The following is a 26,884-nucleotide window of genomic DNA, read 5'->3' as shown; positions in this document are numbered from 1 at the left end:
ATGCTGATTGTGCGCAATCTACTTTTCTATTCGGTGTTCTATTTGGTCAGCCCGATTTACATTATCGGCTCGGTCTTGGTGATGTATTTCAGCGTGCCCACTTTGCGCAGATTCGTCCGGGGGTGGTGCAATTTCCACCGCTGGTGCTTGCGCGTATTTATCGGGATAGAAATACGCACAGAAGGGACACCAGCCGATGAACCGGTGTTTTACGCAATCAAGCATGAGAGCTTTTTTGAAGCGATCGACGCGCCCGCTTTGTTTGATTGGCCTTCACCCTTTGCAAAGCGCGAATTGTTCTACATTCCCGGATGGGGTTGGGCAGCCAAAGTCTATGGCTGCGTGCCCGTAGATCGCGGCCAAGGTGCCAAGGCCTTGCGCGCTATGGTCAGTGCGGCACGGGCAATATCCGCGCAAGGGCGATCTTTAGTGATCTTTCCCGAAGGAACGCGGATGAAGCATGGTGAACGGGGTGAACTGCGCGCCGGTTTCGCCGGGCTCTATAAGCTGATCGGTCTGCCGGTTGTGCCCGTGGCCGTGAATAGCGGCCCTTTGTACCATCGCCGATTAAAGCGGCCCGGAATTATCACCTACCGGTTCGGGGAAATCATCCCGCCGGGTTTACCAAGAGCAGAGGTGGAAAGTCAGGTTCTGGACGCAATCAATTCTTTGAATGACAAGCCAGCAGCTTAAACGTCCTGCCCTTGCTCAATAATTGACCGGCGAATGGCGCGGGTGCGGGTAAACAGTTCATGCAAAGCATCACCGTCTCCGCGGCGGATGGCGCGTTGCAGCGCGGTAAGATCCTCTGTGAACCGGCCAAGCATTTCCAGAACAGCGTCCTTATTGTTCAAAAATACATCGCGCCACATTGTCGGATCGGAAGCCGCAATCCGCGTGAAATCACGAAAGCCACCTGCGGAATATTTGATCACTTCGCTGCGGGTCACTTCTTCCAAGTCAGAAGCTGTGCCAACAATTGTGTAGGCAATCAGATGCGGGATATGGCTGGTAACGGCCAGCACCAGATCGTGATGCTGGGCATCCATGATCTCGATTTTGGACCCAAGCGAACGCCAGAATTCAGATAGCGCCCCGATATCGGTTTCCGATACGTCATCCGGCGGAGTCAGAATACACCAACGGCCTTCAAACAGCTCAGCAAACCCCGCCTCTGGCCCGCTTTGTTCGGTACCCGCCACAGGGTGTGCCGGAATTACCGTAATATCAGGTAGGGCCGCCCGCAGCGTATCAGCCACAGACTGCTTGGATGAACCGACATCGCTGACAATCACGCCATCTGGCAAAGCGCTGCGAACCGCATCGGCGGCAAAGCCCATTGCACCAACCGGTACGCACAGAATGACTAAGTCAGCCTTCTCTGCCGCGGCTGCCGCTGTATCGCACACTGTCTGTACCAATCCGCGGTCGCGCGCGGCATTTCGCGCCTCAGGATCCGCATCATACCCCATCGTGCGGATATCGGGGCAGTGTTTGGCAATCGCCAAGCCGATCGAGCCGCCCAACAAACCAAGGCCGATAATACCAACAGATTGTATGGCCATTATGCCTGCTCCAGCAGATTGCGTAATATATCCATGACATCGTCCATCTGCTGCGTCGTGCCGATGGTAATGCGGAGACCGTGCGGCAAGCCCTGCCCCGGTAACCAGCGTGTAGCATAGCCGCCTCTTGCTAGGGCCTGATACGCCTCCTCAGCCGATACTGCCCCCTCGAACAGCACAAGCAGAAAGTTGGCTTTGCTAGATACCGCGCGAAGCCCATGATTGCCCAACCCTTCGATGAAGGTGGTGAAACGCTCCAATTCAGCAGCATTGTGATCGCGCGACCGGATGACAAAATCTTGATCGCCAACCGCAGCAAGAGCAGCCGCCTGCCCGTGATTGGTGACATTGAATGGTCCGCGAATACGGTTGAGTGATCCGATGATATCAGCATGACCCGTAGCCCAGCCGATACGTTCACCTGCCAATCCATAAATTTTGGAAAAGGTTCGCGTGATCAGGACATTGGTGTGCTGTGCCGCCAGATCCAGCCCCCCATCATTTTCATCCTCGCTCAAATATTCAGCATAAGCGTGATCAATCACCAACAATATGTGAGCCGGCAGTGCCGTGTGGAGCCGGGCTAACTCTTCTGCCTGCAAGAAGCTGCCGGTGGGGTTATTCGGGTTTGCGACAAACACCACACGGGTCTTTGATGTGATGGCGGCTAGCAGTGCATCGACATCCGTCCCAAAATCATCGTCAGGCGCGGTGATTGGCGTCGCGCCGCATTTCTTGGCGACAATTTCATAGAGCGAGAAACTGAAACGGCTGAACAGGATTTCATCACCGGGACCAGCATAGGCCTGAGCGGCAAGGCCCAACAGATCACCAGATCCGGCAGCGCATACTATCCGCGCTGGATCAATCCGGTGCAAATCGCCCAGCGCCGCGCGAAGCTCATGAGAATCCGGATCCGGATAATATGCAGGCGCCGGTGCCGCATTAAGCGCTGCCAGTGCATCGGCAGAAGTACCCAGCGGATTCTCATTCGCCGATAATTTAACCAGCTTTCCGCCGTCATCGCTATGCGCTTTGCCCGGTACATAGGCGTGGATCGCATTGATCCACGGTTTTGGCGTCGGCGCTGATGAGTTTTGCTCTTCCATAATGGGCGGGCGTCTACCGGTTTTCTGGGTATTAGGACAGAGTAGAAAGAATGGGCTATTGGCAAGCTAGGGTACCGAGGTCCGTTGACACACCCGCTAGGGTATCGCAATCGGCGCAGCAATGGTTTCCAACCCAGCCTTTCGCGCCGTGACGCTGCCCGATGCCTTGCCGCTTGATAGTGGTGAGGTTCTGGAGAATGTCTCTATCGCCTATGAAACCTATGGGGAATTGGCTGACGATAAAGGCAATGCCATTCTCCTTTGCCATGCATTGACGGGCGATCAATTCGTGGCGAGCGAGCATCCTGTCACGGGGAAGCCGGGTTGGTGGGAACGTATGGTCGGCCCCGGCCTACCCATTGATACAAACAGATACCATGTCATTTGCGCCAATGTGATCGGCAGCTGTATGGGATCGAGCGGGCCCGCCGCTCATGCCTCCGATGGCAAACCCTATGCCATGCGCTTTCCGGTCATCACCATTCGCGATATGGTCCGCGGACTGGTTGGCCTTCTCGATCATCTCGGCATTGCACAGCTGCACGCGGTTGTCGGCGGGTCAATGGGCGGAATGCAAGCATTGAGCCTGGCCGCCAACTTCCCTGACAGAGCGGCCAGGGTACTCGCCATTGCCACAACTGCGCGGCATTCTGCGCAGAATATCGCCTTCCACGAGGTTGGACGCCAAGCGATCATGGCGGACCCCAATTGGGCAGATGGTGATTACTACGCCAGCGGCAGCACCCCTGATTCCGGCTTGGCTGTTGCACGGATGGCAGCCCACATCACCTATTTGTCAGAAGCCGGACTGACCGATAAATTCGGGCGGCGTTTGCAAGATCGGCAATCCAAAAGCTTTGGTTTCGATGCGGATTTTCAGGTGGAAAGCTATCTACGCTATCAGGGCAGCGGGTTTACGCGGCGCTTCGATGCCAATTCTTACCTCTATATAACGCGGGCGATGGATTATTTTGATCTGGCTGAAGAATGTTCAGACGGTAAAGGAAGCGGCCTGCTGGCAGATGCTTTTGCAGGGACACCGGCACGCTTCTGTCTGGTCAGTTTTGACAGCGATTGGCTCTATCCAACGTCGGAAAGCCGCCATGTTGTCCATGCTCTCAATGCCGCAGGCGCACCGGTTAGCTTTGTGGAGCTGAGCGCCCCATACGGACATGACAGCTTCTTGTTGGAATCGCCCGAACTCGACCGGGTGGTTAAGGGGTTCATCGAATGACTGCGGCGCCCAATAACGCTCTGCGCCCCGATCTGGCAGTGATCTTTGATCATATCGAACCGGGCAGCCGGGCGCTGGATGTTGGATGCGGAGACGGCATATTGATGGCGGCTTTGCGCGACCAGAAGCAAGTGGATGCACGCGGGATTGAAATAAACGGTGCCAGCGTGGAACGCTGTGTCGCGCAAGGACTGTCAGTGGTGCAAGGCGATGCCGACCATGACCTAACGTTCTATCCTGACGGCGCCTTTGATTACGCCATTTTGAGCCAAACATTACAAACCGCCGCGCGGCCTGATCGGATAATGCAGGAACTGCTGCGGGTCGGCCGCCGCGCCTTTGTCAGTTTTCCGAACTTTGCATATTGGCGGATGCGTTGGGCACTGATGAGCAAAGGGCAAATGCCGGTGACACGGCACTTGCCGGTCACATGGTATGAGACGGAAAACATCCACCACGTCACGGTGAAAGACTTTGAATTGCTCGCCAATGATTTGGGTGTCGCAATCGCCAACCGCTGGTTCTTCACGCAGGAGCAGGAAATTGGCGAGATGGGCGCTAACTGGCGTGCGGAATATGCTCTGTTCGAGGTGGGCCGGGGCTGACGGTGTATCCGTTCCCCGCTACACTGCATCCGGAACCACTCGTCATGTGTTCCGTTTGTAGTTTAGGCAATCCCGGACGCATATATACATCCATCTATTTCTCAGGGTACAATACGGCTAATGATCACCTTACTCTCACCAGCGAAGAAACTTGATTTCGCTCCGCTGGAAACGGCACTGGACATTACTCATCCCCGCCTGACAGAAGACACTCGCGCAATTGCGAGCGTTGCCAAAGAACAATCCGCTGCTGACCTTAAAAAGCTCATGCATATTTCAGACAAATTGGCTGAACTGAATGCTGAACGGTTCAAGACCTTTGATCTTGATGGCCGCAGCAATTCAGCGAAACCGGCCGGGCTAACTTTTGACGGAGACGTTTATTGGGGGCTTGAGGCCAAGAGCATGTCAGCCGATACGCTTGCCTATGCCCAAGATCATTTGCGTATTTTATCCGGATTGTACGGCTTGCTGAGGCCAATGGATGCAATCCAGCCCTATCGGTTGGAAATGGGTACCAAACTGGCAAACCCGCGCGGAAAGTCCTTATATGATTTCTGGGGCAGCAAAATTGCCCGGACATTGGAGGAGGATTTGTCAGGCCATGCAGACCAGACGATCGTCAATCTCGCTTCCAATGAATATTTCAAGGCGGTCGACACCAAAGCTCTATCAGCACCGGTGGTCACAGCATCCTTTCTAAACGTCAAAGACGGCGAGGCACGCCGTTTAATGTATCACGTGAAGTTTGCACGCGGGCTTATGGCGCGCTGGATCATGGATAATGCGGTAGAGCGGGCACAAGATTTGAAAGATTTTAACGCTGAAGGCTATGCTTTTGATGCGAAGGCGTCGACCGACAGCGAGATGGTATTCAGCCGTAAACAACCCCCGGTTAAGAAGTAAGACACCGACCACACCGCCTTATTGGACTGAATGATTATGCCCGCCCCAACACTGAACGCTGCAGAGGTGAGCGCTGTCATCGAAATGGCGCTGAGCGACCATATCAGTTTTGCATCCATTGAACGCGAATACGGCCTGTCAGATAGTCAGGTTAAGGAGCTGATGCGCGACAATCTGAAACCGTCGAGCTATCGCAATTGGCGCAAACGCGTCCGGCAATTTGGCGACCGCCGGGAAATCTACAAATAGATTGCCCGCCGCTTTAAAGCATGGCGGTATCGATAGGTTCATCAAGCAACACCCGCCCTGCCAGCTCGAACGTAGCAGGGGAAACAACGATATGCTGGGTCACGACATGGGCATCGCGGAAACGGCGTTGCAGTGTGTTATTTAAATAGACCGAGCTGCCCCCGGCCAAAGTATACGCAACTTTGCAAACCTCCGCAGCCGTTTCGGCCATATGCGCACAGGCCAGTCGCAATTCGCCGCGCGCGCGAATGGATATCGCGTCATCGCTTCGTGCTTCTTGCCATGCGCTCTCGACAGCTTTTTCCATCAATGCCTCTGCCGCAGACAGCATAGCCTTGGCCTTGGCGATATCAGTCTGGACAGTGGCCCTCTGCGATTGACTGCGCCCGCCGCCCGTAGTGCGTTTGGCTTTGAGGAGGTCCACAATGTCAGTCAGTGCGCCCTTGGCATTGCCGAGAGCGACCGAGGCAACCCCTAATGACAGCAAGCCGAATAGCGGGAACTTATACAGCGGCGCGCGATTGCGCGGACTATCCAAAACGAAGGAAACGCTGCGCTCTTTAGGGACCCGTAAATTGGTCACCTTGAAGTCGCCAGAACCCGTCCCCTTAAGACCAGACACGTGCCACGTATCAATAAACTCCACCTCGCTCGCCGGGAAGAAAAGCATCCGGTGGATCGGCGCACCCTGCTCCGTTCGCTGTAATTCGCCATCTTTGAAAATCATAGCGCCACCACTCAGCCACGCACAGTTTGCAGAGCCAGAGCCCCATTGCCATTGACCATTCACAATATAGTGATCGCCATTGTCTTGCGCCTTGCCCATTGGCGCGAAAACGCCGCCATGGATATCGGCCGGATCGCCATAAACATCTGCTGCCACCTGATCATCCATATATGCACTGGCAAGCGTGGAAGTCGTGCCGATCATTACGCACCATGCCGCGCTGGCATTCGCTTCAGCCAATTGCGCCAATAATGATGACACGTGCCGCGGCGGCATTTCGTGACCGCCAAGAGCTGCGGGTTTCAGCATATTGAACAGACCGGCCTGGGCCAAACTTTCGGCCACATCAGCGGGCAAACGCCGCGCTTCTTCTATTTCCTCTGATCTGGCCAACAGGTCTGCAGAAAGGCGATCAATGGACTGGCTTAGTGTCATATCGTTCATAACCTCCAAGACACCACAACGCTGTGACGATGTCGAGGCATGTCCAGGTGATCTCCAAATTAAATAGAAGACGCCCAGCCTTCATCTGGAACCCAAGACATAGTATTTGCCCAATAAGATAGCACCGCCAAAGCCCAACCAAACAGGCGTTCCACTCCACGTTCTAAGCCCTCGACATCTGGACGGGCTAATGAAAATCTCTCGATTTGGGTAAAATGCGCACTTCGCGTGGATGACGGTGGCTATGGGGTGCCCGGTGTTTGGAAGGCTTGTATTTGGAAGGCTTGGGCTCGGGTGCTTTGTCAGATCGTAAAGTATCAGGCTTTGCCGTATGCGTATTGGACAGATGATCCAGATCGTCGGTCCGGTCTATCACATTGGTTGCCATCAAATGCACAACGCCTTCCCGGCTGCGCTGCACTTCGCCTTCGATCAGCATCAGGCGAGATGCCATAACTGCCCGCCGTAATCGCTTCATATGGCGTGCCCATAACAATGCGTTTACTACCCCCGTCTCATCCTCAATCGTGATGAAAATAGCATTCCCTTTACCTGGCCTTTGGCGGGTCAACACAACCCCGGCAGTGCGAACTTTCGCGCCGTTCTTGGCTGCATCTGTGTCTGCACAGCTGAGGATATTTTCCGCGCTGTAACGTGCCCGCAGAAATGCCATTGGATGGCCTTTAAGCGATAAGCGCGTAGTCTGATAATCTGCCACAACATGATCCGATAACGGCATGACAGGTAACGGCACGTCGCCTTCTTCGCGTAATTCCCGTTCCCGCGCTGCTGCGAATAAGGGCAGTTCCCCGCGAGGCATCCGGCGCACATCCCACAGCGCCTGCCGCCGGTCTTGACCGATGGATCGGCACGCATCTGCATCGGCCAACAGCCGCAATGCCCGGCGCGGTAAATCCGCCCGGCGGGCAAGGTCTTCGATGGACCTAAATGGCGCTTCACTGCGTGCAGCCACCAAACGCTCTGCCCATTCGGCGCGGAAACTATCAACTTGGCGTAGCCCTATCCTTAGCGCCAGCGTGCCATTATCGGCGGCTTCCAAACTGTTGTCCCATGTACTGGCGTTAATATCGACAGCGCGCACCTCTCCGCCGTGCTCACGCAAATCGCGAACCAGCTGGGCTGGGGCGTAAAATCCCATCGGCTGCGAGTTTAGCAATGCGCAGGTAAAAACAGCGGGATGATGGCATTTGATCCAGCTGGAAACATAGACCAACCGGGCGAAGGATAATGCGTGGCTTTCGGGGAAGCCATAACTGCCAAAACCCTGTATCTGCTGATAGCAGCGCTGGGCAAAAGCAGGTTCATAGCCGCGCGCAGCCATCCCCTGCACCATCTTCTGTTCAAATTGGTCGATCGTGCCAACATTGCGAAATGTCGCCATCGCGCGCCGCAAACGGTTGGCATCTTCGGGCGAGAAATCCGCTGCCACAATAGCCAGCTTCATCGCCTGTTCCTGGAACAAGGGAACGCCCAATGTCTTACCCAGAACACCGCGCAGTTCATCCGGATTGTGTGGCGGCTTGGGTGATGGGAAATGGACTTTCTCCACACCGGAACGGCGGCGCAGATAGGGGTGTACCATATCCCCTTCGATCGGGCCGGGCCGGACAATCGCAACCTGAATGACCAGATCATAAAGCTCGCGCGGCTTCAGACGCGGCAACATATTGATCTGGGCGCGGCTCTCGACCTGAAAGACCCCGATACTATCCCCTTTGCACAGCATATCATAAGTCGGGGTGTCTTCATGCTGGATCGTATCGAGCTCATAATCGCCCAGATTATGATGCCGCATCAGATCAAAGCTCTTTTGAATACAGGTCAGCATGCCCAGCGCCAGAATGTCGACCTTCATCAAACCAAGCGCGTCAATGTCGTCCTTGTCCCATTCGATGAATGTCCGGTCTTTCATCGCGCCATTATGAACCGGGACAATCTCATCCAATCGCCCTTGCGTCAGAACATAACCGCCAACGTGCTGCGACAAGTGGCGCGGAAATTCCAAGATCTGGTCGACCAGCAATTTCATCCGTTTGATGTCGGGATTTTCCAGGCTGAAACCGCTTTCTTCGACCCGGCTATCCTCCATATCTTTCGCGTAACTGCCCCATACCGTACTGACCATGCGGTTGGTCATATCTTCCGATAGGCCCAAGGCCTTGCCCACTTCACGCACCGCACTGCGCGGCCGGTAATGGATGACGGTTGCAGCGATCCCCGCACGGTCCCGGCCATAACGGCGATAGATGTACTGCATCACCTCCTCGCGCCGCTCATGTTCAAAATCGACATCAATATCCGGCGGTTCCTTGCGTTCTCTGGATACAAAGCGGGAGAAGAGAAGATTATGCTCGACCGGATCGACCGACGTGATTTTTAGCAAATAGCAGACAATGGAATTAGCAGCCGACCCACGCCCCTGGCACAGGATCGGCGGGTTCTGGCTACGCGCGAATTTCACGATATCGTGAACGGTCAGAAAGTAATATGCATAGTCCTGATCACGGATCAGAGAGAACTCTTCGGCCATCAATGCCCGGGCTTTGGCAGGAATACCATCAGGCCAGCGTTCCTGCGCTGCTTCTGTCACAATATGTTCAAGCCAATCCTGCGGTTCCCATCCATCGGGAACCGGTTCGTGCGGATATTCATAGCGAAGATCATCCAGCGTGAATCTGATGCGAGACAGGATGTCCTCGCCGGCGCTCACTGCCTTTGGGTATGCTGTGAACAGCCGTGTCATTTCCTTTGGCGGCTTTAAGTGCCGCTCCGCATTGGCGGCCAGCAATTTACCCGCTTCTGCAATGGTGGTGCCGTGGCGGATACAGGTCACAACATCATGCAAGGGCCGATCTTGCGGCTGCGCATAAAGCACATCATTGGTCGCCAGCATCGGAATTCCCAGACGCTCCGCCAGTGCCGCCTGCCGCGCCATCATGCGTTTGTCATGGCCATTATAGGGCATACACGCACCCAGCCACAGCCTGTCTGGCGCTGCCTCGCGCAATGTCTGCAAAGCGGGTTCATCCCGCTCACTATTCGCCGGGCGGGCCATAGCAATCAGCAGCAAATCTTCTGAATGCGCGATCAAATCCTTCAATTGCAGCAAGCAATCACCCTTTGCTGCGCGCAAATTTCCTACTGTCAAAAGCCGGGTTAACCTGCCCCATCCATAGCGGGTTGCCGGGTAGGCGACGATATCAGGCGTACCATCGACAAAACACAGCCGCGCACCAACCACCAGGCGAAAGGCGGAACCCGCGCGATCTTCTTCGGGTAAGCCATCCAATGCATCCCGCAAAGCGACATGGGCCCGCACCACCCCGGCGACAGTGTTACGATCTGCAATCCCGATTCCGCTGAGGCCCAATGCGATGGCCTCAGCCACTATATCCGATGGGTGCGATGCACCGCGCAAGAAGGAATAATTGGTCGCACAGACCAGCTCTGCGAACCCTGGCATCAGGCAAAGAGCCCATGCAAATACCACTGCGGGTCACTTGTCTCACGGCCATATAGACCATAGCGGAAGACCCAATACCGGCGGCCTGATGTATCTTCGATCCGAAAGTAATCGCGCGTCCATTGCCCTGCGCCAAGCGGGTCATCACCGCCCAACCACCACTCAGATGCAATCCGCTCCGGCCCTTCAAACCGAGTGACGTCACGCGATTTTCCGTGCCACCGAAACCGCTTGGGCGGACCATCAGGTATTTCCGCGATAACTGTAATGGGGTGCGGCGGGTCAAATAATTGCAAAGGCCGTACAGGTGGTTCTGCTTGCGTAGCAGCTGTCCAATTATGTTGCGTAGTATCATGAATAGCAGCACTGGCGACCTGACTTTTTTCGGGAATATGCGTGTCTCTGGACCGAAATGTCAGCAACCGATTACGGCCAAGGCGAACCGCCAACCGATCTAGAAATTCAGCGGAATTATCTTCTTCCCTGGCTTCTTTTTCCAACTGTGACTGATGCGGCTTAAGTGGGTCGGTGCGCAATATCCGCAGGCCAACACTATCAAATCCAAAACCGGGATCGAGCGGATCCGCCAGCGTATCCAGCCGTTCATCAAATAACCGCGTGATCGCCTTGGTATCACGACTTGGCAGGCCAGTTTCTACTTGGACATACTGAACGCGCCCATCGACACGGTGGAAGGATGCTTCAAAATGACGTCCGCCGCGATCTTCCTCGATCAACCGGATTTTGGCCTCTTCCAGTAATCCATGCAGCACCTTTAGAGCGTAAACCTTGCTGGCTATCGGCTCAGGAAAGCGCCTTTCAAACACCCAGGGGATTTCATGCCTGCGCGGGTTGAGCGGGCTTTCTGCGGCGCCGATTAATTTTTCCAACGCAAAGACTGCCCGGGTTCCAAAGCGGGCTGCAATTGCGGAACGGGGGCGGCTTGCAACCTCTCCTATGGTTTGTAATCCAGCCCGCCTCAGCCCAAGATCACCCTCTGCATCCAGTCGCAAGGCAGCCACTGGTAAAGCCTCAATGGCGCACATCTCGCTATTATGATGACCGCTGGAAAACTCTGCGAGCGCGCGCGCCGCATCGGTTGTAGAGGCGAGCCCGATGCGGACCGTGATCTGCCTCCGGCCAAGGTATTCTTTGACCGAGCGAGAGAGCTTTCTTTCTCCTCCGGATAAATGGGCACTGCCGCCAATGTCCATAATAATGATATCAGGCGGATAGACCGCAACATTGGGCGTATAGCGCGTGCATCCATCTGCAAGCCGATCCAAAAAATCTTCATCCGCAGCGGGATCAGAATTATAGATCTGCAATTCTGGCACCATCGCACGTGCATCTGCCAGCGTCATACCAGCCGCCAAGCCTTCATCACCGGCCAATGGGTTGATCGCTGCCAAACGCACCGCGCCCTTCTGCTTTTCCACAAAAGCGAACGGAGCGTCAGGCCCGGCGTTTAAACCCCCAGCTATGCGTAACCGGTTTGCCGGCAGGAATGGAAACCACAGCGCCAGAAAGCGGCGCGGCACTGTGATCGTTCCCGTTGGCGGCATTGCGTGCGGGGTCTTGGAAACGGCGCTGGTCACGGTTCCATTCCATCCGCCAGCTTTTTCCCGCAGGGCCGGATCGTTGCCGCAACAACGTCACATCGAGTACCGGATGCCCCGGTGCATTGGCTTCTAACGGTGTGGAAGGGGCCGATTGCACAGACCACCGTGTATCGGCTGTGCTGGGTTGTTCCCGTGCGCCAAGGCGCAGCATAAAGGCTGTTACGCCAGCCTGCCCTGCGGCCAATGTTAACCGGCGACTGGCGGTTAAATCCAATATGGCAGGCGATCCCCAACATTCGATAATTACCGACCCGAAACCTGTACAGCGCAGCGCATCTGCCGCACTGCGCAGCAGCACTGTGTCATCAGGCGCAACAGCCATGAGGAAAGCCGCAGGATCGCCGCCCAATTCTGCCAGACCGGCAGAATTGAATCGCCCGCCCTGGCGCGGAGCATCAAGTGTCCGCAGCCATAAAGTGCGTTTGCGCGGCTGCGTGGCGCATAGAGCCAGCATGGCGGCAAACCCCGCTGCACTGCCATTATCATCAGCGCTACTGGCAAAGATTTCATGCAATTGTCCACGCCGCAAACCTCCATCCAGATAGCTATCAAGAGCCGCATGGCCGGACAAAGCCATATCCCACGCAGCAGCCTTCCCCGATTGCCAATCCCCGGCAATCCGTTCGCGAATTGCGGAAAGGCTTTGAATCGAATCACGCATTTGTTCTTATTATGTTCTTTTCCCGGAATTGAACAGAGTTTTGTCAGTAGCGAGTAGCCGGAACGCTGCTGAAGGCTCGGTGCTGTACGCTCGAACAGCTTGACATACCCCAGCTTGATTATATGACTTGCATAACTTTACTGACTCGAAAGTCCTTATTCATGTCGCATCTCGTCAACCGTATCGAAGCCACTCTCCAGCCAACCGACAATCCGTATTTGACCGGTGCGTGGACCCCAAATTTCGATGAATATGATGCGGATAATATGGAGGTGATAGGGACAATCCCTGCTGACATAGACGGGATTTACGTCCGCAATACAGAAAACCCCGTCCACGAACCGATTGGCCGGTATCACCCTTTTGACGGGGACGGCATGCTCCACATGATGCGTTTTTCCTCCGGCAAAGCAGAATATAAAAACCGCTTCATCCGCACCAAGGGATTTGAAGCCGAAGCCGAAGCTGGCGAGGCGCTATGGGCTGGCTTCACTGTGCACCCCAAGAAATCAAAGCAACCCGGTTGCGGCATCGGATCGCATATGCGCGACAGTTCATCGACCGACGTCCTCGTCAGGAACGGCAAGATTCTTTCCACCTTCTGGCAGTGCGGCGATGGATATCTGCTCGATGCCGAAAGCCTCGACACGTTGGGAATTGAGGAATGGACTCCGGTAGAAGGCCTGTCCGCACACCCTAAGCTGGATGGAAATACCGGCGAGCTGATGTTCTTCAATTATGGCGATAAAGCGCCGCACATGCATTACGGTGTCGTTGGGCCTGACAACCAACTGAAGCACTATGTGCCCATCGAACTACCCGGTACGCGCTTGCCACATGATATGGCCATTTCGCCCAACTATTCGATCCTGAACGACTTTCCCATGTTTCCCATCCCGGAAGCACTCGAAAACGGATATTTTATCCCGCAATTCGATTCCACCAAGAAAGCGCGCTTCGCTGTTATACCCCGCTATGGCGCGTCTGAAGATGTGATGTGGTTTGAAGCTGACCCGACTTATGTCCTGCATTGGACTAATTGCTGGGAAGAAGGCGATGAACTGGTGTTGGAAGGCTATCATCAAAAAAGCCCGATGCCTGCACCGCTCGCCAATATGGAACCGCCGCACAGCTTGCTCTATGCCAATATCGACTTGCACTCGCTGCGCCCACACTTGCACCGCTGGCGCTTCAATCTGAAAACCGGTGCAACCACCGAACAGCGCGTGTGTGATGAAGAACATGTCGAATTTGGCAACATCAATCCCGAATATTACGGCCGCGAACATCGTTATGTGTACAGCGCCCATGGCGAAAAAGGCTGGTTCTTGTTCAACGGTCTGGTGAAGCATGACTTGAAAACCGGCACTGCCACCAAAGTACTGTTTGGCGAAGGCCGGTTTGGATCAGAAGCGCCCTTCATTCCGCGCAAAGGCGCCACGGCAGAGGATGACGGATACATTGTCAGCTTTGTGACGGACATGGTGCAAGACCGTTCGGAATGTGTCATCTTTGATGCGCAGAATTTGGAACAAGGCCCGGTTTGCCAGATCATCCTGCCACACCGCATTAGCAGTGGAACCCATGCGACATGGGCGGGCGCAGAAGAGCTGGCCACCTGAAGAAAAACGAGATTGGACACGGTATGAGCGTATATATTCTTGGCGGTCACCAGACCGATTTCGCGCAGAATTATTCACGCGAAGGCCGCTCTATCTTCAATTTGCTGGAAGATGGCGTCAACGGTGCCTTGGATGCAGCCTCACTTGATCCAACAGATGTTGAAGTTGCTCATGTTGGCAATTTCGTGGGTGAACTGTTTACTGGTCAAGGAATGCTGGGCGGATTTTTGGGCCACGTGCACCCCGCCCTCGCCGGTATCCCGGCATCACGGCACGAAGGCGCCTGCGCGTCGGGCTCGCTCGCCATGCTCGCCGCGATGGCAGACATAGAAGCGGGCCGGTATGATTGCGCCTGCGTGATTGGCATGGAGTATATGCGCAATGTCCCGGGCAAAATCGCGGGCGATCATTTAGGCGCTGCGGTTTGGGTTGGAGAAGAGGCAACCGAAGCCACTTTTGTCTGGCCCGCTATGTTTTCCGACTTGGCAGAAGAATATCATGCACGGCACGGCCTGAACCATGATCATTTGAAAGAAATCGCCAAGATCAATTTCGGCAATGCGCAGAAAAATCCCTATGCACAAACCCGCAAATGGACACTGACTGACCAGCATTTTGCCAATGATGACGAGCTCAATCCGGTTGTTGAAGGATGGATGCGCAGGCAGGATTGCAGCCAGATTACAGATGGTGCCGCCGTCCTGTTTTTGGGCTCGGAGGCGAAGGCTAAAAGCTACGCCAGCAAGCATAGCATCCCATTGGAAAGTCTGGCTAAAGTCAAAGGCTGGGGCCACACCACCGCACCGATGTTGATGGATACCAAGCTGAAATCCAGCCAACAATCCCCTTACCTTTTACCGTGGACGCGCAAAGCGATTACCGATGCCTATGCCCGTGCAGGCATTAATGGGCCTGATCAGCTTGACGCGATAGAAACGCATGACTGCTTCACCATCAACGAATATATCGCGATCGAACATTTCGGCATCACGCCGCCCGGCGAAGCGTGGAAAGCGGTTGAGGATGGGCGGATCGCGAGCACCGGGTCTATTCCGGTCAACCCATCGGGCGGATTGATGGGGATCGGCCATCCGGTTGGGGCAACGGGTGTGCGAATGGCGTTAGATGCGGCCAAACAAGTGACCGGCAATGCTGGCGATTATCAAGTCCGCGGCGCGCGTAATGTCGGGACATTCAATGTTGGCGGATCAGGCACAACCAATTGCAGTTTCGTGATCGGAACCTAAAAGCCGATGCAATCCGCAGTTTTTCGCTGACACAGCGCATCCAGAAAGCACTCTAAAGCGTACTTAAAGCATGACAGCGCAGCAGACCAATCCCAGAAGCAATCCTAAACTGGTCAGAACGTGCTCCATTTGGCGTGCATTGGAAGTTTTGGGTGATGTTCCCACTCTGCTTATTCTGGAAGCGATCTGGCTTGGCGAAAACCGCTTTGACCGGATTCATTCGCGAACGCGCTTATCCAAACCCTTGGTCACAGAACGTCTGAAAAAACTCAACGCGGACGGGATTTTGGAGCGCCGCCTCTATTGCGCCAAACCGCCCCGCTACGAACAAAAACTGACCCCAAAAGGCCGTGCGCTGTTTCCCGTAACAATGATGTTGCTGCGCTGGGAGAAAACCTGGTCATCCAGCGGTGATACGCTGGGTATGCGCTTGATCCACAATGATTGCGGCGCTCCTATCGAGCCAGAGCCGCTGTGCAGCCATTGCCAAGGCATCGTTCGCCCGCAGGATATCGAATGGCGCGAAGGCCCCGGCCTATCCATGATGGAACCGGAATATACGCGCCGCCGCCAGCACCGGAACCGTCAGGCGATTGCCGAAAATATCTCGCTCTTTACGGATTCTGCTGAATTGCTCGGGGATCGCTGGGCCGGGTTGGTCATGCGCGCGGCCTATACCGGCCTCCACAAATTCGATGCTATTCTGGAAGATAGCGGGATGGCGTCCAACATTCTGGCAGACCGTCTTGCCTGGCTGGTTGAGCACGGGTTTTTGAAAGCGACCCTGTATCAAAACAGCCCCGATCGGTTTGAATATCATACGACACCCAAATCGCTCGATTATCTACCGATCCTATTGATACTGCAGCACTGGGGTGATCAATATTACGGATCAGAAAAAGGGCCGCCGGTTATATTGCATCATACGCGCTGCAATTCTCAGCTCAATATTTATGCCGGATGCGGCAATTGCAAAGAGGAACTGCGCCTGTCCAATATCGGCGTAGAACGGAACCAATCCGGGGGCCAATAGTCTGATAGGGCAAGAGCATACTGCGGATACAATCGCAGGTGGCAGAATTTATGGAAACGGGGAAAGACATCATGAGCGGCACGAAACGGTCTTTAATCAGCCTGACCATCGTGGTGGTTGTTACATTGATCGGTCTGGCCTTTGCCTGGTTTACCGGCGCAAACGGCGCCACCAAAGGCGAATATTCGGTGTTCTTCCTATGCGCGCTGGTCGCCTTCGCGGTGAACTGGCTGGCCTATATCCCGTCCGCAATCGCCCAGACAGAGAAGTATTACGACTTTGTCGGGTCGCTCACCTATCTATCAATCATTATTGCAGCCTGTCTGTTGGCCGGGCCGCTTGATACGCGCGCCATCGTGGCCGCAGCAATGGTCACCATATGGTGCGTCAGGCTGGGCACTTTCCTGTTTTCACGCATCCAAGACAGCGGCCACGATTCACGCTTCGATCAAATCAAAGTGAACCCCGCACGGTTCTTGGTCGCTTGGACATTGCAAGCCCTATGGGCGATCTTCACGGCAGCAGCAGCTTTGGCGATTATTACCGCTACTGAGCGGGCGCCACTGGGTCTGTTCTTCTATCTCGGTGCGCTTGTATGGATCGGCGGCTTTGCCATCGAAGTCATCGCTGACCGGCAAAAAGGCGCGTTCCGCAAAGATCCGAGTAACAAGGGCAAGTTCATCCAATCAGGCCTTTGGGCATGGTCGCAGCACCCCAATTATTTTGGTGAGATCATGCTATGGACGGGAATGCTAATCATGGCCCTGCCGCTCCTGTCCGGGGCCGGATACCTGGTCATCTTGTCACCTGTTTTTGTGACCCTGCTTTTGACCAAAGTCAGCGGCATTCCGATGCTCGACAAAGCGGCGGAGGAAAAGTGGGGCGATGATCCCGCCTATCAGAAATATACCAAGGAAACGCCGGTGCTTATCCCGCGCCCTCCGCGGTCTTGAACCGCTTGGCACCCTGACGGCAGTTGATCGCTGCCCCAATCGCCTGGATTGAGCAATCTTTGGTATAACACCGGGCGTACTCTCGCCCCGGGGGCGACGCATTGTTACCCTGCGCCATAACGCTCCTGACAAAGGAGTGCCAAATTGGCGGAGGGACAATATGGAAGATCAAGAGCCTGAGGTAGAAAACACCGAAGCGACCGATCCGGCAGAAGGGGCCTATTGGCGGGAGAACATCCGCCTGCTGGCTGTCTTGATGACAATCTGGTTCGCCTGCTCATTCGGCGCGGGCATCCTGTTCCGTGATTTCCTCGATCAATTCTCGCTTGGCGGATATCCGCTTGGCTTCTGGTTTGCCCAGCAAGGTTCGATCTACATCTTCATCGCTTTGATTTTCTATTACGTCGTCAAAATGAAAAAGATCGAACGCAAATACGATCTCGACGATTGAGGGGCTGGTGATGGGAACGCAATCACTGATTTATCTGTTCGTCGGCCTCAGCTTCGCACTGTATATCGGAATCGCCATTTGGTCCCGTGCGGGATCCACCAAAGAATTCTACGTCGCTGGCGGCGGTGTCCATCCGGTCGTGAACGGAATGGCGACAGCCGCTGACTGGATGAGCGCGGCGAGCTTCATTTCAATGGCTGGTCTCATTGCTTTCCTAGGCTACGACGCATCGGTTTATTTGATGGGATGGACCGGCGGATATGTGATGCTGGCATTGTTGCTCGCCCCCTATCTGCGCAAATTTGGCCAGTTTACCGTGCCTGATTTTATCGGCACCCGGTATTATTCCAAAGCTGCCCGTGTGGTCGCCGTGATCTGCCTGATCTTTATCAGCTTTACCTATATTGCCGGGCAAATGCGCGGTGTCGGGATTGTATTCTCCCGCTTTCTTGATGTGTCGATTTTCTGGGGAGTGATCCTGGGCATGGGCATTGTCTTCATCTACGCAGTGCTCGGCGGAATGAAGGGGATCACCTACACCCAAGTCGCGCAATATTGCGTGTTGATTTTCGCCTATATGGTGCCAGCGTTTTTCCTCAGCTTCATGATCACGGGCACCCCAATCCCGCAAATCGGTTTGGGCTCAACCGTTAATGATGGATCGGGATTATACGTGCTGGAGAAGCTCAATCTCGTATTGGGAGATCTGGGGTTCGGGGCCTATACCGATGGCTCCAAAAGTATGATCGATGTGTTTTGTATCACCTTGGCGTTGATGGTTGGAACTGCCGGATTGCCGCACGTGATTGTGCGTTTCTTCACCGTGCCCAAGGCATCAGACGCGCGTAAATCGGCCGGTTGGGCACTGGTGTTTATCGCCTTGTTATACACCACCGCCCCGGCCGTTGGCGCCTTCGCACGGCTCAACTTCATCGATACCGTGAATGAAACCAGCTATTCCGAAGCGCCGGCTTGGTTCAAAAACTGGGAAGGCAATGATCTGATCGCGTTCCAAGACAAGAACGGCGACGGCGTGATGCAATATCGTTCCGGCAATGCTTTTGAAGGAAGCCCGGAATTTTCAGAGGGAACCGGCCCGTCGGGCGAACGGCTCGTCACCAATACGCCGGTTTCCGATAGCGAGAATGAAATTTACGTGGACCGCGATATCCTGACATTGGCCAATCCCGAAATCGGCAACCTGCCGGGTTGGGTGATTGCTTTAATGGCGGCTGGCGGATTGGCGGCGGCCCTGTCCACTGCGGCTGGCTTGCTGCTCGTGATATCCAGCTCGGTCAGTCACGATCTGCTCAAATCGACCTTCAAGCCGAACATTTCATCAAAACAGGAACTGCTCGCCGCAAGGTTGGCTGCAACCGCCGCGATTTGTGTGGCAGGGTATTTGGGTATCTATCCGCCCGGCTGGGTGGCGCAGGTGGTCGCCTTTGCATTCGGCCTGGCTGCCTCCAGCCTGTTTCCGGCGATCTTCATGGGCATCTTTTCCAAATCGATGAACAAAGAAGGTGCGATTGCCGGTATGGTCTCTGGGCTGGTATTTACGTTCAGCTATATTGTCTACTTCAAGCTGCTCAATCCAGCCGCCAATACTGCCGATAACTGGCTGTTTGGCGTATCACCGGAAGGGATTGGGGTAATCGGTATGCTGATCAACTTTGCCATCGCAATTGCGGTGTCCAAAGTGACCGCCAGCCCGCCGGCTGAAATCCGGAAACTGGTCGATTCCATTCGCGTACCGCGCGGTGCCGGGGATGCCCAAACGCACTAAAAGGCAAGGGATCGTCACCGGCTGTGAAATCCCTTGCCCTGCCGCTTACTTGTTTTGTCGATGTTCGATCAGGCGATCGACCAAAGAAGGGTCTGCCAGTGTCGATGTGTCACCCAGCGACCCGAAATCATTCTCCGCAATCTTGCGCAAGATACGCCGCATGATTTTGCCGGACCGGGTTTTGGGTAATCCATCGGTAAATTGCAGATGGTCAGGCGTAGCGATTGGCCCGATTTCCTTGCGGATATGCTGCCGTAACTCGGCATAGAGCTCGTCAGAACCTTCTTCGCCTGCATTGAGCGTGACATAACAATAAATGCCCTGCCCCTTAATATCGTGCGGATAACCGACCACTGCCGCTTCGGCCACAAGGCTGTGCAGAACCAAAGCGCTTTCAACCTCTGCCGTGCCCATACGGTGGCCGGACACGTTGATCACATCATCGACGCGGCCGGTAATTCGGTAATATCCATCCTCGTCCCGCTTGCAGCCATCACCGGTGAAATATTTGCCCTTATAGGTGCTGAAATAGGTTTGGATGAAACGGTCATGATCGCCATAGACGCTGCGCGCTTGACCCGGCCAACTGCCGGTTAGGCACAGATTGCCCTCGACCGCGCCATCCAGCACCGCGCCTTCGCCATCCACCAATTGCGGCGTGATCCCGAAAAATGGCAAACCGGCAGAACCGGGCTGCATATCATGCGCGCCGGGCAGCGTTGTGATCATCACACCGCCGGTTTCCGTTTGCCACCACGTATCAATTATCGGGCAGCGCTGTTCGCCGACCACGTCAAAATACCAACGCCATGCCTCCGGATTGATCGGCTCGCCCACGCTGCCCAGCAAGCGCAGCGATGATCTGTCCCGGCTGGTCACAAATTCATCGCCTTCGCGCATCAAGGCACGGATCGCGGTTGGCGCGGTGTATAAAATGTTGACCTGATGTTTGTCGATCACATCCCAGAAACGGCCATGATCAGGATAGTTGGGAACGCCTTCAAAGATGACGCTGGTCGCGCCATTCATCAGCGGCCCATAGACAATATAGCTATGCCCGGTGACCCAGCCGATATCCGCAGTGCACCAGTATATCTCGCCCGGCTGATAATCGAACGTGTAGTGGAACGTGGTGGCTGTCCAAACACCGTAGCCGCCGGTGGTGTGCAGTACGCCCTTGGGTGTCCCAGTCGAACCAGACGTGTATAGGATGAACAACGGATCCTCCGCATTCATCGGCTCGCACGGGCAATCGGCATCGCTGGCAAGATCGTGGTACCAATGATCGCGGCCCTCCGACATGGTCACATCCATCGCAGTATGTTTGACCACCAACACCGCTGACACATCAACACCATCATGTGTCAGCGCGGCATCGACATTGGCTTTAAGCGGCACAGCCTTGCCACCGCGCAATCCGCCATCTGCGGTAATCACAAACCGGCTGCCGCAGTCTTTCAACCGTCCCGCCAGCGCTTCCGGCGAAAAACCACCGAAGACAACTGAGTGGATCGCGCCAATACGGGCGCACGCCAGCATGGCTAGCACACCTTCGACAATCATCGGCATGTACAGCGTGACACGTTCCCCTTTGGTCACGCCCATCGCCTTCAGCGCATTGGCCATCCCGGTGACTTCTTGATGCAGATCACCGTAAGTAAGCGTTCGCGTCGGGCTGTCCGGATCATCGGGTTCAAAAATCAGTGCGACATCATCTGACCGCTCTGCAAGGTGCCGATCGACTGCGTTGTGGCACAGATTGAGCGAGCCATCTGAAAACCATGCAATCTGGGCCGGATCGAAGCTCCACTCCCCGCCCTTGGTTGGCTTCTTGTACCAGTCCAATCGCTCAGCTTGACCCAGCCAAAACGCATCCGGATTGTCTACCGATTGACGATACAAATCAGAATATTGCTCGCTCGTGCAATGCGTTGGATGATCACTGTTTGGGCGCGGGACCATTGTCGACATTCTCAAATCCTTTAATCGGCAGCATTCTGCCCTTTTGCAGTTAGTATGCCCTGCATTCTTCCGACAAGACAAGTGACCAATCCATATCCGCTGGAAGATTTGATAACGCTGGGGCCAATCCAGCTTTAGGAAGTATACATCTGACGCTTGCATTCCGACGCTGCGCTGCTCAAAGACAGCCCACCATATTCAAAAGGGTCAATACGCGTGCAAAAACACATCAAAACCACTCTTGCCATTCTGGGGCTAGCGGGCATTTCCGTGGCTGCACTGGCTGCGACTGCACCTGAAACACAGCAACAAAGCGCCGCTTGGCACAATGCCCAGCAAGCAGCTTTGGCCTCCCGCGAAGCGAAAGACGGTTGGGGCTGGATGGAAGGCGGCCTCATGTGGCGCCGGGTCAAAGGTGACGGTTCAGGGGAAAGACCGACAGTGCAAGACACTGTGACGCTGCACTACGCCGGTTCTCTGGTCGATGGGACAGAATTTGACAGTTCTTACACGCGCGGCGCACCGGCGACTTTCCCGCTCGGCCGGTTGATCCCAGCTTGGCAAATGGCAGTTCCCCAAATGGGCGTGGGCGACACGATTGAAATCGCCGTGCCATCTTCATTGGGATATGGACCTCGTGGTAAAGGGCCGATCCCGGGCGGCGCCACATTGCTGTTTACAATCGAGCTGATCGCCATTGAAGGGCGTTAATTACCAAGCACCAAGACTATGACTGACACGCCTGACACCCCATCTTTTCGCGTTGCTGCGCTGTACCAATTCACGCCGTTTGATGATCTGCTCGCCCTGCAAAAGCCCTTGGCTGCGTTATGCGAAGAAGAAGGCGTTCAAGGCACTATTTTGCTCGCATCAGAAGGGATCAACGGCACAATTGCCGGAACAGATGCCGGTATTGAGACAGTGCTCGGCCACATTCGCGCACTGCCGGGCTGCGCCAATATCGAAGTCAAAGAATCGCGCGCGCCCTCCATGCCATTTTACCGGATGAAAGTGCGCATCAAGAAAGAGATCGTTACGATGGGTCAGCCTCATCTCGATCCGGTGGGCGATGTGGGTACGTATGTCGCCCCGCAAGACTGGAATGCTCTGATCGACGATCCGGACACAATCGTGATCGATACCCGCAATGATTACGAGGTCGATATCGGCACCTTCACAGGGGCAATCGATCCCAAGACAGCCAGCTTCGGTGATTTTCCGGAATGGTTTCGCGCCAAGCGGGCAGAGTTTGAAAAAGACGGCAAAAGCCCGAAAATCGCAATGTTCTGCACCGGCGGAATACGCTGTGAAAAATCCACTGCCTTTCTCAAGAGCGAAGGCTTGGACGAAGTCTATCACCTAAAGGGCGGGATACTGTCCTACCTGGAACATATTCCGGAAGAGGAAAGCCGCTGGGAAGGCGAGTGTTTTGTTTTCGATGAACGCGTAAGCGTACGGCATGGCCTGGAGCCCGGGGATTACACCTTGTGCCGGGCATGCCGTATTCCTTTGACCGCAGAAGACTTAAAATCGGAACTGTACGAACACGGCATTACCTGCCCATCCTGTTACGGCGAACGAACGGATAAACAGCGCGCGCGTTACGCAGAACGGCAACGACAAGCGGCGTTGGCGAAAGCCCGCGGAGAGGGACATATCGGGGTCAAGCCTGTCAAGAAACCAAAGAAAGTCCAGCAGAACGGTGGCTGATCCGGTCCTCTACACATTCCGCCGCTGCCCCTATGCCATGCGCGCGCGGATGGCGCTCGCCGTAAGCGGAATACCCTGCGAAATGCGTGAAGTGAAATTACGCGAAAAACCGGCAGAGATGCTGGCCGCATCGCCCAAAGGGACGGTTCCGGTTCTGGTTATATCGGACGGTTCCGTCATTGATGAAAGTATCGATGTGATGCGCTGGGCCCTCTCCAAAGGGGACCCCGAAAATTGGCTCAGCGGTGATGACGCGGCGCTTATTGCTGCCAATGATGGCCCCTTCAAACATCATCTGGACCGGTACAAATATTCAACCCGGCACGGCACAGATGCAGCGGAGCATCGTGCTGCGTGCCTAACCATCCTGTTACAGCTGGAAGCACGTTTGGAACGCAGCTTATATCTGTGCGGCGATACACAAACCCTGACTGACGTCGCGATTATGCCTTTTATCCGGCAATTCGCCGCGACAGACAGAGAATGGCTTGATACGCAGCCACTGCCCAAATTGAGGGAATGGCTCGATCGTCAAATCGCGTCAGATCTTTTCACGACCATCATGGTCAAACGTGAACAATGGCGGCCTGCAGCTTGATCAGATGTGTGAGCCGCGCAGACGGTTTTGACCTTCTGATCGGTGATACGCTGATTATCGCCCACCGGCTGGATCGCCCGGCATTCACGGTGGGGCACGGCACGCCCGACATCGGGTCTGATAGAGGCCACTTTGATCTGTCTGACACGGCCACCTGGCGCACCGATTTAAACCACGCAGACATACGCGACGATCTGATCCATCTTGCCCCGAATGCTCAATCAGATGCCATGCTAACGCTGCGTATCAATGGCAACCATATCGAATTCACCAGCGCCGGCGAAACCATCAACCGGGTGTGGACGCGCTGCGAAGCAGAGCGCGATGAATATATCTGGGGCGGCGGGGAACAGATGTCCTATCTCAATCTGCGCGGCCGCACATTCCCGTTTTGGACCGGAGAACCCGGCGTTGGCCGCGACCCGCTCGCTGCTCCGCAAAACTCAGCCTCCACACCTGCCCATGTGGGGGATTATTGGACAACCTATTATCCGCAACCGACGTTTCTCTCTTCCAGAAACTACGCGCTTCATCTGGACAGCAGTGCCTATGCTGCATTCGATTTTACGGCCCAAGATCGGCATATCGTAGAGGTCTGGGAGGTGCCCGCCAAGATTGAGCTATTCAACGCGCCTGATCTTCCCGAACTTGTCGGCCAATTGGCACACCGGTTTGGCAAGCAGCCACAGCTGCCTGATTGGGCGATATCCGGGGCGATCATTGGCCTGAAAGACGGCATGAATAGCCTGGAGCGGCTGGATGCTATCATGGCAGCGGGTGTCCACGTATCCGGCCTGTGGTGCGAAGACTGGGTCGGTGTGCGTGAAACCAGCTTTGGACGCCGTTTATTTTGGGACTGGCAAGCGGATGAAAAACGCTATCCCAACCTCTCTGGTACAATCGCTCAATTGACCCGCCGGGACATCCGCTTTTTAGGTTATGTGAACCCCTATCTGGCGATTGACGGTCCGCTATTTTCGGTCGCGGCGGATGCCGGGTACCTTGTGCTCAGGCCCGATCATGATCAGCCATATTTGGTGGACTTCGGAGAGTTCACTTGCGGAATGATCGACCTCACCAATCCCGCAGCCTGCGACTGGTTTATCAACCGCGTGTTGACCCAAGAGATGCTGGATATCGGGATGAGCGGATGGATGGCAGATTTCGGTGAGTATCTGCCAGCGGATGCGCGATTATGGGATGGATCCGATCCGCTTCTGGCGCATAATAGATGGCCCGTATTGTGGGCAAAGATCAATGCGGAGGCGGTGCATCGAGCTGGCAAAACCGGCGATGCGACATTCTTCATGCGCGCCGGACATAGCGGTGTTGGCCAGCATTGCCCGCTGCTATGGGCCGGCGATCAATCGGTGGATTTTTCGCGGCATGACGGGATCGGCACAGCCATCACAGCGGCGCTATCTGCCGGGCTGGTCGGCAATGCATACCACCACAGTGACGTGGGCGGGTACACCAGCCTTGATGGCCGGACCCGCTCTGCCGAGTTGATCATGCGATGGGCCGAACTCGCCGCGTTCACGCCAGTAATGCGCACGCATGAGGGTAACCGGCCGGACGACAATCTACAGATCGATAGCGCCGAAGAAATTCTCTCCCACTTTGCCTATATGAGCAAAGTTCACGCGGCGCTTAGCCCCTATATTCGTAGCCTGTTCGAAGAAGCCGCTCAGAGCGGCCTGCCTGTGCAAAGGCCGGTGTTTCTGCATTATCAGCATGATCCAAACTGCTTTGACCTGCAATTTCACTATTTGTTTGGCCGGGATGTACTGGTCGTTCCCGTAATCGAAGAACATGCGCGGGAATGGCCCGTTTATTTGCCTGAGGGTGATGACTGGTTGCATCTATGGTCAGGCCAGCCTTATGCAGGGGGGAACTGGCTCACCATCGATGCGCCGCTTGGTGCGCCGCCCGTTTTCTACCGTGCGGGCAGCACCTTTGCTGCGCTGTTCAAATCCCTTTCAAATACCGGAAACTTCGCATGACTGATCAATTGTTGCCCGCCCTGCCGAAAACGCGGATTTTGTACGCAGGCGGTCCCGAAGTATCATCGGTCGCATGGGGCATGTGGCGGTTCGGTGATGTTGATCTGCAAACCGCCCGGGCGCGCATTGATGCTGCATTTGATGCCGGTATCACCTTCTTCGATACAGCAGATATTTATGGCTGCGATATGCCTGCTGGATTTGGCCATTCAGAGGCTTTGCTGGGTAAAGTATTTGCGGACGCGCCGGAACTACGCGGCCGGATGGTGCTGGCATCTAAAGGTGGGATTGTCCTGGGGACGCCCTACAACTCGTCACGCGAGTATATTGCGGCAGCCATTGATGCATCGCTGGCTAGGCTCGGCGTGGATCATATTGATCTGTGGCAAGTACACCGGCCCGACATACTAACCCATCCAACAGAGCTGGCAGAGGCGCTACAAACGGCCGTTAGTTCTGGCAAAGTGGGCGCCGTTGGCGTGTCCAATTTCACGTCTGCTCAGATTGATGCCTTGCGTGATGCGATGAACATTCCGCTGGTCAGCACACAGCCGGAATTCTCACCGCTTCATCTTAATCCATTGCAAAACGGTGAATTTGATCAAGCGATGCAGCATTCCCTGGCCGTTATGGCGTGGTCTCCGCTCGGCGGTGGACGGATCGCCGCCCCTGAAACCGATCGCGAAAAAGCTGTCGCCAGCGTGCTGGATCGCGTGGCGGAAGGCTTCGGCGTCTCCAGAGCAACAGCGACGTTTTCCTGGATTGCAGCCCATCCAGCGCGGCCTATCCCCATTATCGGCAGCCAAACGCCGGCCCGAATTGCAGAGGCCGCTGATATTTACAAAGTCACTTGGACCCGCAAGGCTTGGTACGATGTACTGCAAGCCGCGATGGGCGAAAACCTGCCCTAAGC

23 protein-coding genes are annotated in these 26,884 nt (G+C 55.2%); 16 read left to right on the top strand and 7 right to left on the bottom strand.

Features of this window, described 5'->3' with window-relative positions:
• Positions 1 to 693: a lysophospholipid acyltransferase family protein gene (locus tag HKD42_RS13045; protein WP_170014283.1), complete on the top strand. Its 693-nt coding sequence runs from the start codon at positions 1 to 3 to the stop codon at positions 691 to 693.
• On the opposite strand, the gene HKD42_RS13040 is transcribed toward HKD42_RS13045, so the two are convergent.
• On the bottom strand, positions 690 to 1,565 hold the full coding sequence (locus HKD42_RS13040; protein WP_170014213.1) for a prephenate/arogenate dehydrogenase family protein: 876 nt from the start codon (positions 1,563 to 1,565) through the stop codon (positions 690 to 692). The two genes, HKD42_RS13045 and HKD42_RS13040, sit on opposite strands and share 4 nt — an antisense overlap.
• Positions 1,565 to 2,674, bottom strand: a complete 1,110-nt coding sequence (locus tag HKD42_RS13035) for a pyridoxal phosphate-dependent aminotransferase (protein WP_170014211.1) — start codon at positions 2,672 to 2,674, stop codon at positions 1,565 to 1,567. Before HKD42_RS13035 ends, HKD42_RS13040 begins: the two co-directional genes overlap by 1 nt.
• Positions 2,675 to 2,795: 121 nt before the next feature.
• Here HKD42_RS13035 and metX point away from each other — a divergent pair, with 121 nt between their 5' ends.
• From metX to HKD42_RS13015, 4 genes are all read left to right on the top strand, one after another.
• The gene (gene metX, locus HKD42_RS13030; protein ID WP_170014209.1) at positions 2,796 to 3,908 is read left to right on the top strand and encodes a homoserine O-acetyltransferase MetX; all 1,113 of its coding nucleotides are present in this window, start codon (positions 2,796 to 2,798) and stop codon (positions 3,906 to 3,908) included.
• On the top strand, positions 3,905 to 4,513 hold the full coding sequence (metW, locus tag HKD42_RS13025) for a methionine biosynthesis protein MetW (protein ID WP_170014207.1): 609 nt from the start codon (positions 3,905 to 3,907) through the stop codon (positions 4,511 to 4,513). Before metX ends, metW begins: the two co-directional genes overlap by 4 nt.
• A gap of 120 nt (positions 4,514 to 4,633) precedes the next feature.
• Positions 4,634 to 5,419 (top strand): peroxide stress protein YaaA, encoded by a 786-nt coding sequence (gene yaaA, locus HKD42_RS13020; RefSeq protein WP_170014205.1) that lies wholly within the window; start codon positions 4,634 to 4,636, stop codon positions 5,417 to 5,419.
• Positions 5,420 to 5,455: 36 nt separating this feature from the next.
• Complete coding sequence (locus tag HKD42_RS13015) at positions 5,456 to 5,668, top strand: TIGR03643 family protein (protein ID WP_170014203.1); 213 nt, start codon at positions 5,456 to 5,458, stop codon at positions 5,666 to 5,668.
• Between the two features lie 13 nt (positions 5,669 to 5,681).
• Here the strand turns inward: HKD42_RS13015 and HKD42_RS13010 are convergent, their stop codons facing one another.
• The 4 genes from HKD42_RS13010 to HKD42_RS12995 all read right to left on the bottom strand — a co-directional run bounded on the left by HKD42_RS13010 (position 5,682) and on the right by HKD42_RS12995 (position 12,606).
• A complete protein-coding gene (locus tag HKD42_RS13010) occupies positions 5,682 to 6,839 on the bottom strand; it encodes an acyl-CoA dehydrogenase family protein (protein WP_211483631.1) in 1,158 nt (385 codons plus the stop codon).
• A 187-nt stretch (positions 6,840 to 7,026) separates the two neighbouring features.
• Positions 7,027 to 10,323, bottom strand: coding sequence for an error-prone DNA polymerase (locus tag HKD42_RS13005; protein ID WP_170014201.1), 3,297 nt, complete (start codon positions 10,321 to 10,323; stop codon positions 7,027 to 7,029).
• Positions 10,323 to 11,762 carry a Y-family DNA polymerase gene (locus HKD42_RS13000; RefSeq protein ID WP_343042408.1) on the bottom strand — a complete coding sequence of 480 codons (1,440 nt, stop codon included), beginning with the start codon at positions 11,760 to 11,762 and terminating at the stop codon, positions 10,323 to 10,325. The genes HKD42_RS13005 and HKD42_RS13000 overlap by 1 nt, the downstream gene beginning before the upstream one ends.
• A gap of 16 nt (positions 11,763 to 11,778) precedes the next feature.
• Positions 11,779 to 12,606 carry an ImuA family protein gene (locus HKD42_RS12995; protein WP_170014199.1) on the bottom strand — a complete coding sequence of 276 codons (828 nt, stop codon included), beginning with the start codon at positions 12,604 to 12,606 and terminating at the stop codon, positions 11,779 to 11,781.
• Between the two features lie 161 nt (positions 12,607 to 12,767).
• On the opposite strand from HKD42_RS12995, the gene HKD42_RS12990 reads away from it, so the two are divergent.
• From HKD42_RS12990 to HKD42_RS12965, 6 genes are all read left to right on the top strand, one after another.
• On the top strand, positions 12,768 to 14,228 hold the full coding sequence (locus HKD42_RS12990) for a carotenoid oxygenase family protein (protein WP_170014197.1): 1,461 nt from the start codon (positions 12,768 to 12,770) through the stop codon (positions 14,226 to 14,228).
• 23 nt (positions 14,229 to 14,251) lie between these two features.
• Positions 14,252 to 15,475 carry an acetyl-CoA acetyltransferase gene (locus tag HKD42_RS12985; protein WP_170014195.1) on the top strand — a complete coding sequence of 408 codons (1,224 nt, stop codon included), beginning with the start codon at positions 14,252 to 14,254 and terminating at the stop codon, positions 15,473 to 15,475.
• Between the two features lie 70 nt (positions 15,476 to 15,545).
• Positions 15,546 to 16,508: a winged helix-turn-helix transcriptional regulator gene (locus HKD42_RS12980; protein ID WP_170014194.1), complete on the top strand. Its 963-nt coding sequence runs from the start codon at positions 15,546 to 15,548 to the stop codon at positions 16,506 to 16,508.
• A gap of 71 nt (positions 16,509 to 16,579) precedes the next feature.
• Positions 16,580 to 17,461, top strand: a complete 882-nt coding sequence (locus HKD42_RS12975) for a DUF1295 domain-containing protein (RefSeq protein WP_170014192.1) — start codon at positions 16,580 to 16,582, stop codon at positions 17,459 to 17,461.
• Positions 17,462 to 17,621: 160 nt separating this feature from the next.
• Positions 17,622 to 17,912, top strand: coding sequence for a DUF4212 domain-containing protein (locus tag HKD42_RS12970; protein WP_170014190.1), 291 nt, complete (start codon positions 17,622 to 17,624; stop codon positions 17,910 to 17,912).
• Between the two features lie 10 nt (positions 17,913 to 17,922).
• Entirely contained in the window at positions 17,923 to 19,698 is a 1,776-nt protein-coding gene (locus tag HKD42_RS12965) for a sodium:solute symporter family protein (RefSeq protein ID WP_170014188.1), read from the top strand.
• A gap of 45 nt (positions 19,699 to 19,743) precedes the next feature.
• Here HKD42_RS12965 and acs read toward each other — a convergent pair whose 3' ends face one another.
• Positions 19,744 to 21,669 carry an acetate--CoA ligase gene (gene acs, locus HKD42_RS12960; RefSeq protein WP_170014186.1) on the bottom strand — a complete coding sequence of 642 codons (1,926 nt, stop codon included), beginning with the start codon at positions 21,667 to 21,669 and terminating at the stop codon, positions 19,744 to 19,746.
• 207 nt (positions 21,670 to 21,876) lie between these two features.
• Between acs and HKD42_RS12955 the strand changes: the two genes are divergently transcribed.
• Genes HKD42_RS12955 through HKD42_RS12935 form a run of 5 tightly spaced genes read left to right on the top strand, consistent with a single transcriptional unit; the run spans position 21,877 to position 26,882 of the window.
• A complete protein-coding gene (locus HKD42_RS12955; RefSeq protein WP_343042406.1) occupies positions 21,877 to 22,371 on the top strand; it encodes an FKBP-type peptidyl-prolyl cis-trans isomerase in 495 nt (164 codons plus the stop codon).
• Between the two features lie 18 nt (positions 22,372 to 22,389).
• The gene (gene trhO / locus HKD42_RS12950; RefSeq protein WP_170014184.1) at positions 22,390 to 23,370 is read left to right on the top strand and encodes an oxygen-dependent tRNA uridine(34) hydroxylase TrhO; all 981 of its coding nucleotides are present in this window, start codon (positions 22,390 to 22,392) and stop codon (positions 23,368 to 23,370) included.
• Positions 23,363 to 23,968, top strand: a complete 606-nt coding sequence (locus tag HKD42_RS12945; protein WP_170014182.1) for a glutathione S-transferase N-terminal domain-containing protein — start codon at positions 23,363 to 23,365, stop codon at positions 23,966 to 23,968. Before trhO ends, HKD42_RS12945 begins: the two co-directional genes overlap by 8 nt.
• Positions 23,969 to 23,976: 8 nt before the next feature.
• Positions 23,977 to 25,971 (top strand): alpha-glucosidase, encoded by a 1,995-nt coding sequence (locus HKD42_RS12940; RefSeq protein WP_343042404.1) that lies wholly within the window; start codon positions 23,977 to 23,979, stop codon positions 25,969 to 25,971.
• Complete coding sequence (locus HKD42_RS12935) at positions 25,968 to 26,882, top strand: aldo/keto reductase (RefSeq protein ID WP_246237126.1); 915 nt, start codon at positions 25,968 to 25,970, stop codon at positions 26,880 to 26,882. Before HKD42_RS12940 ends, HKD42_RS12935 begins: the two co-directional genes overlap by 4 nt.
• Positions 26,883 to 26,884 lie beyond the last annotated feature (2 nt).

The sequence above is a fragment of the Pontixanthobacter rizhaonensis genome (assembly GCF_012972675.1).
GTDB lineage: Bacteria > Pseudomonadota > Alphaproteobacteria > Sphingomonadales > Sphingomonadaceae > Pontixanthobacter > Pontixanthobacter rizhaonensis.
The sequence above is the reverse complement of the archived record's forward strand: the minus strand, read 5'-3'. Positions and strand labels throughout refer to the sequence as shown.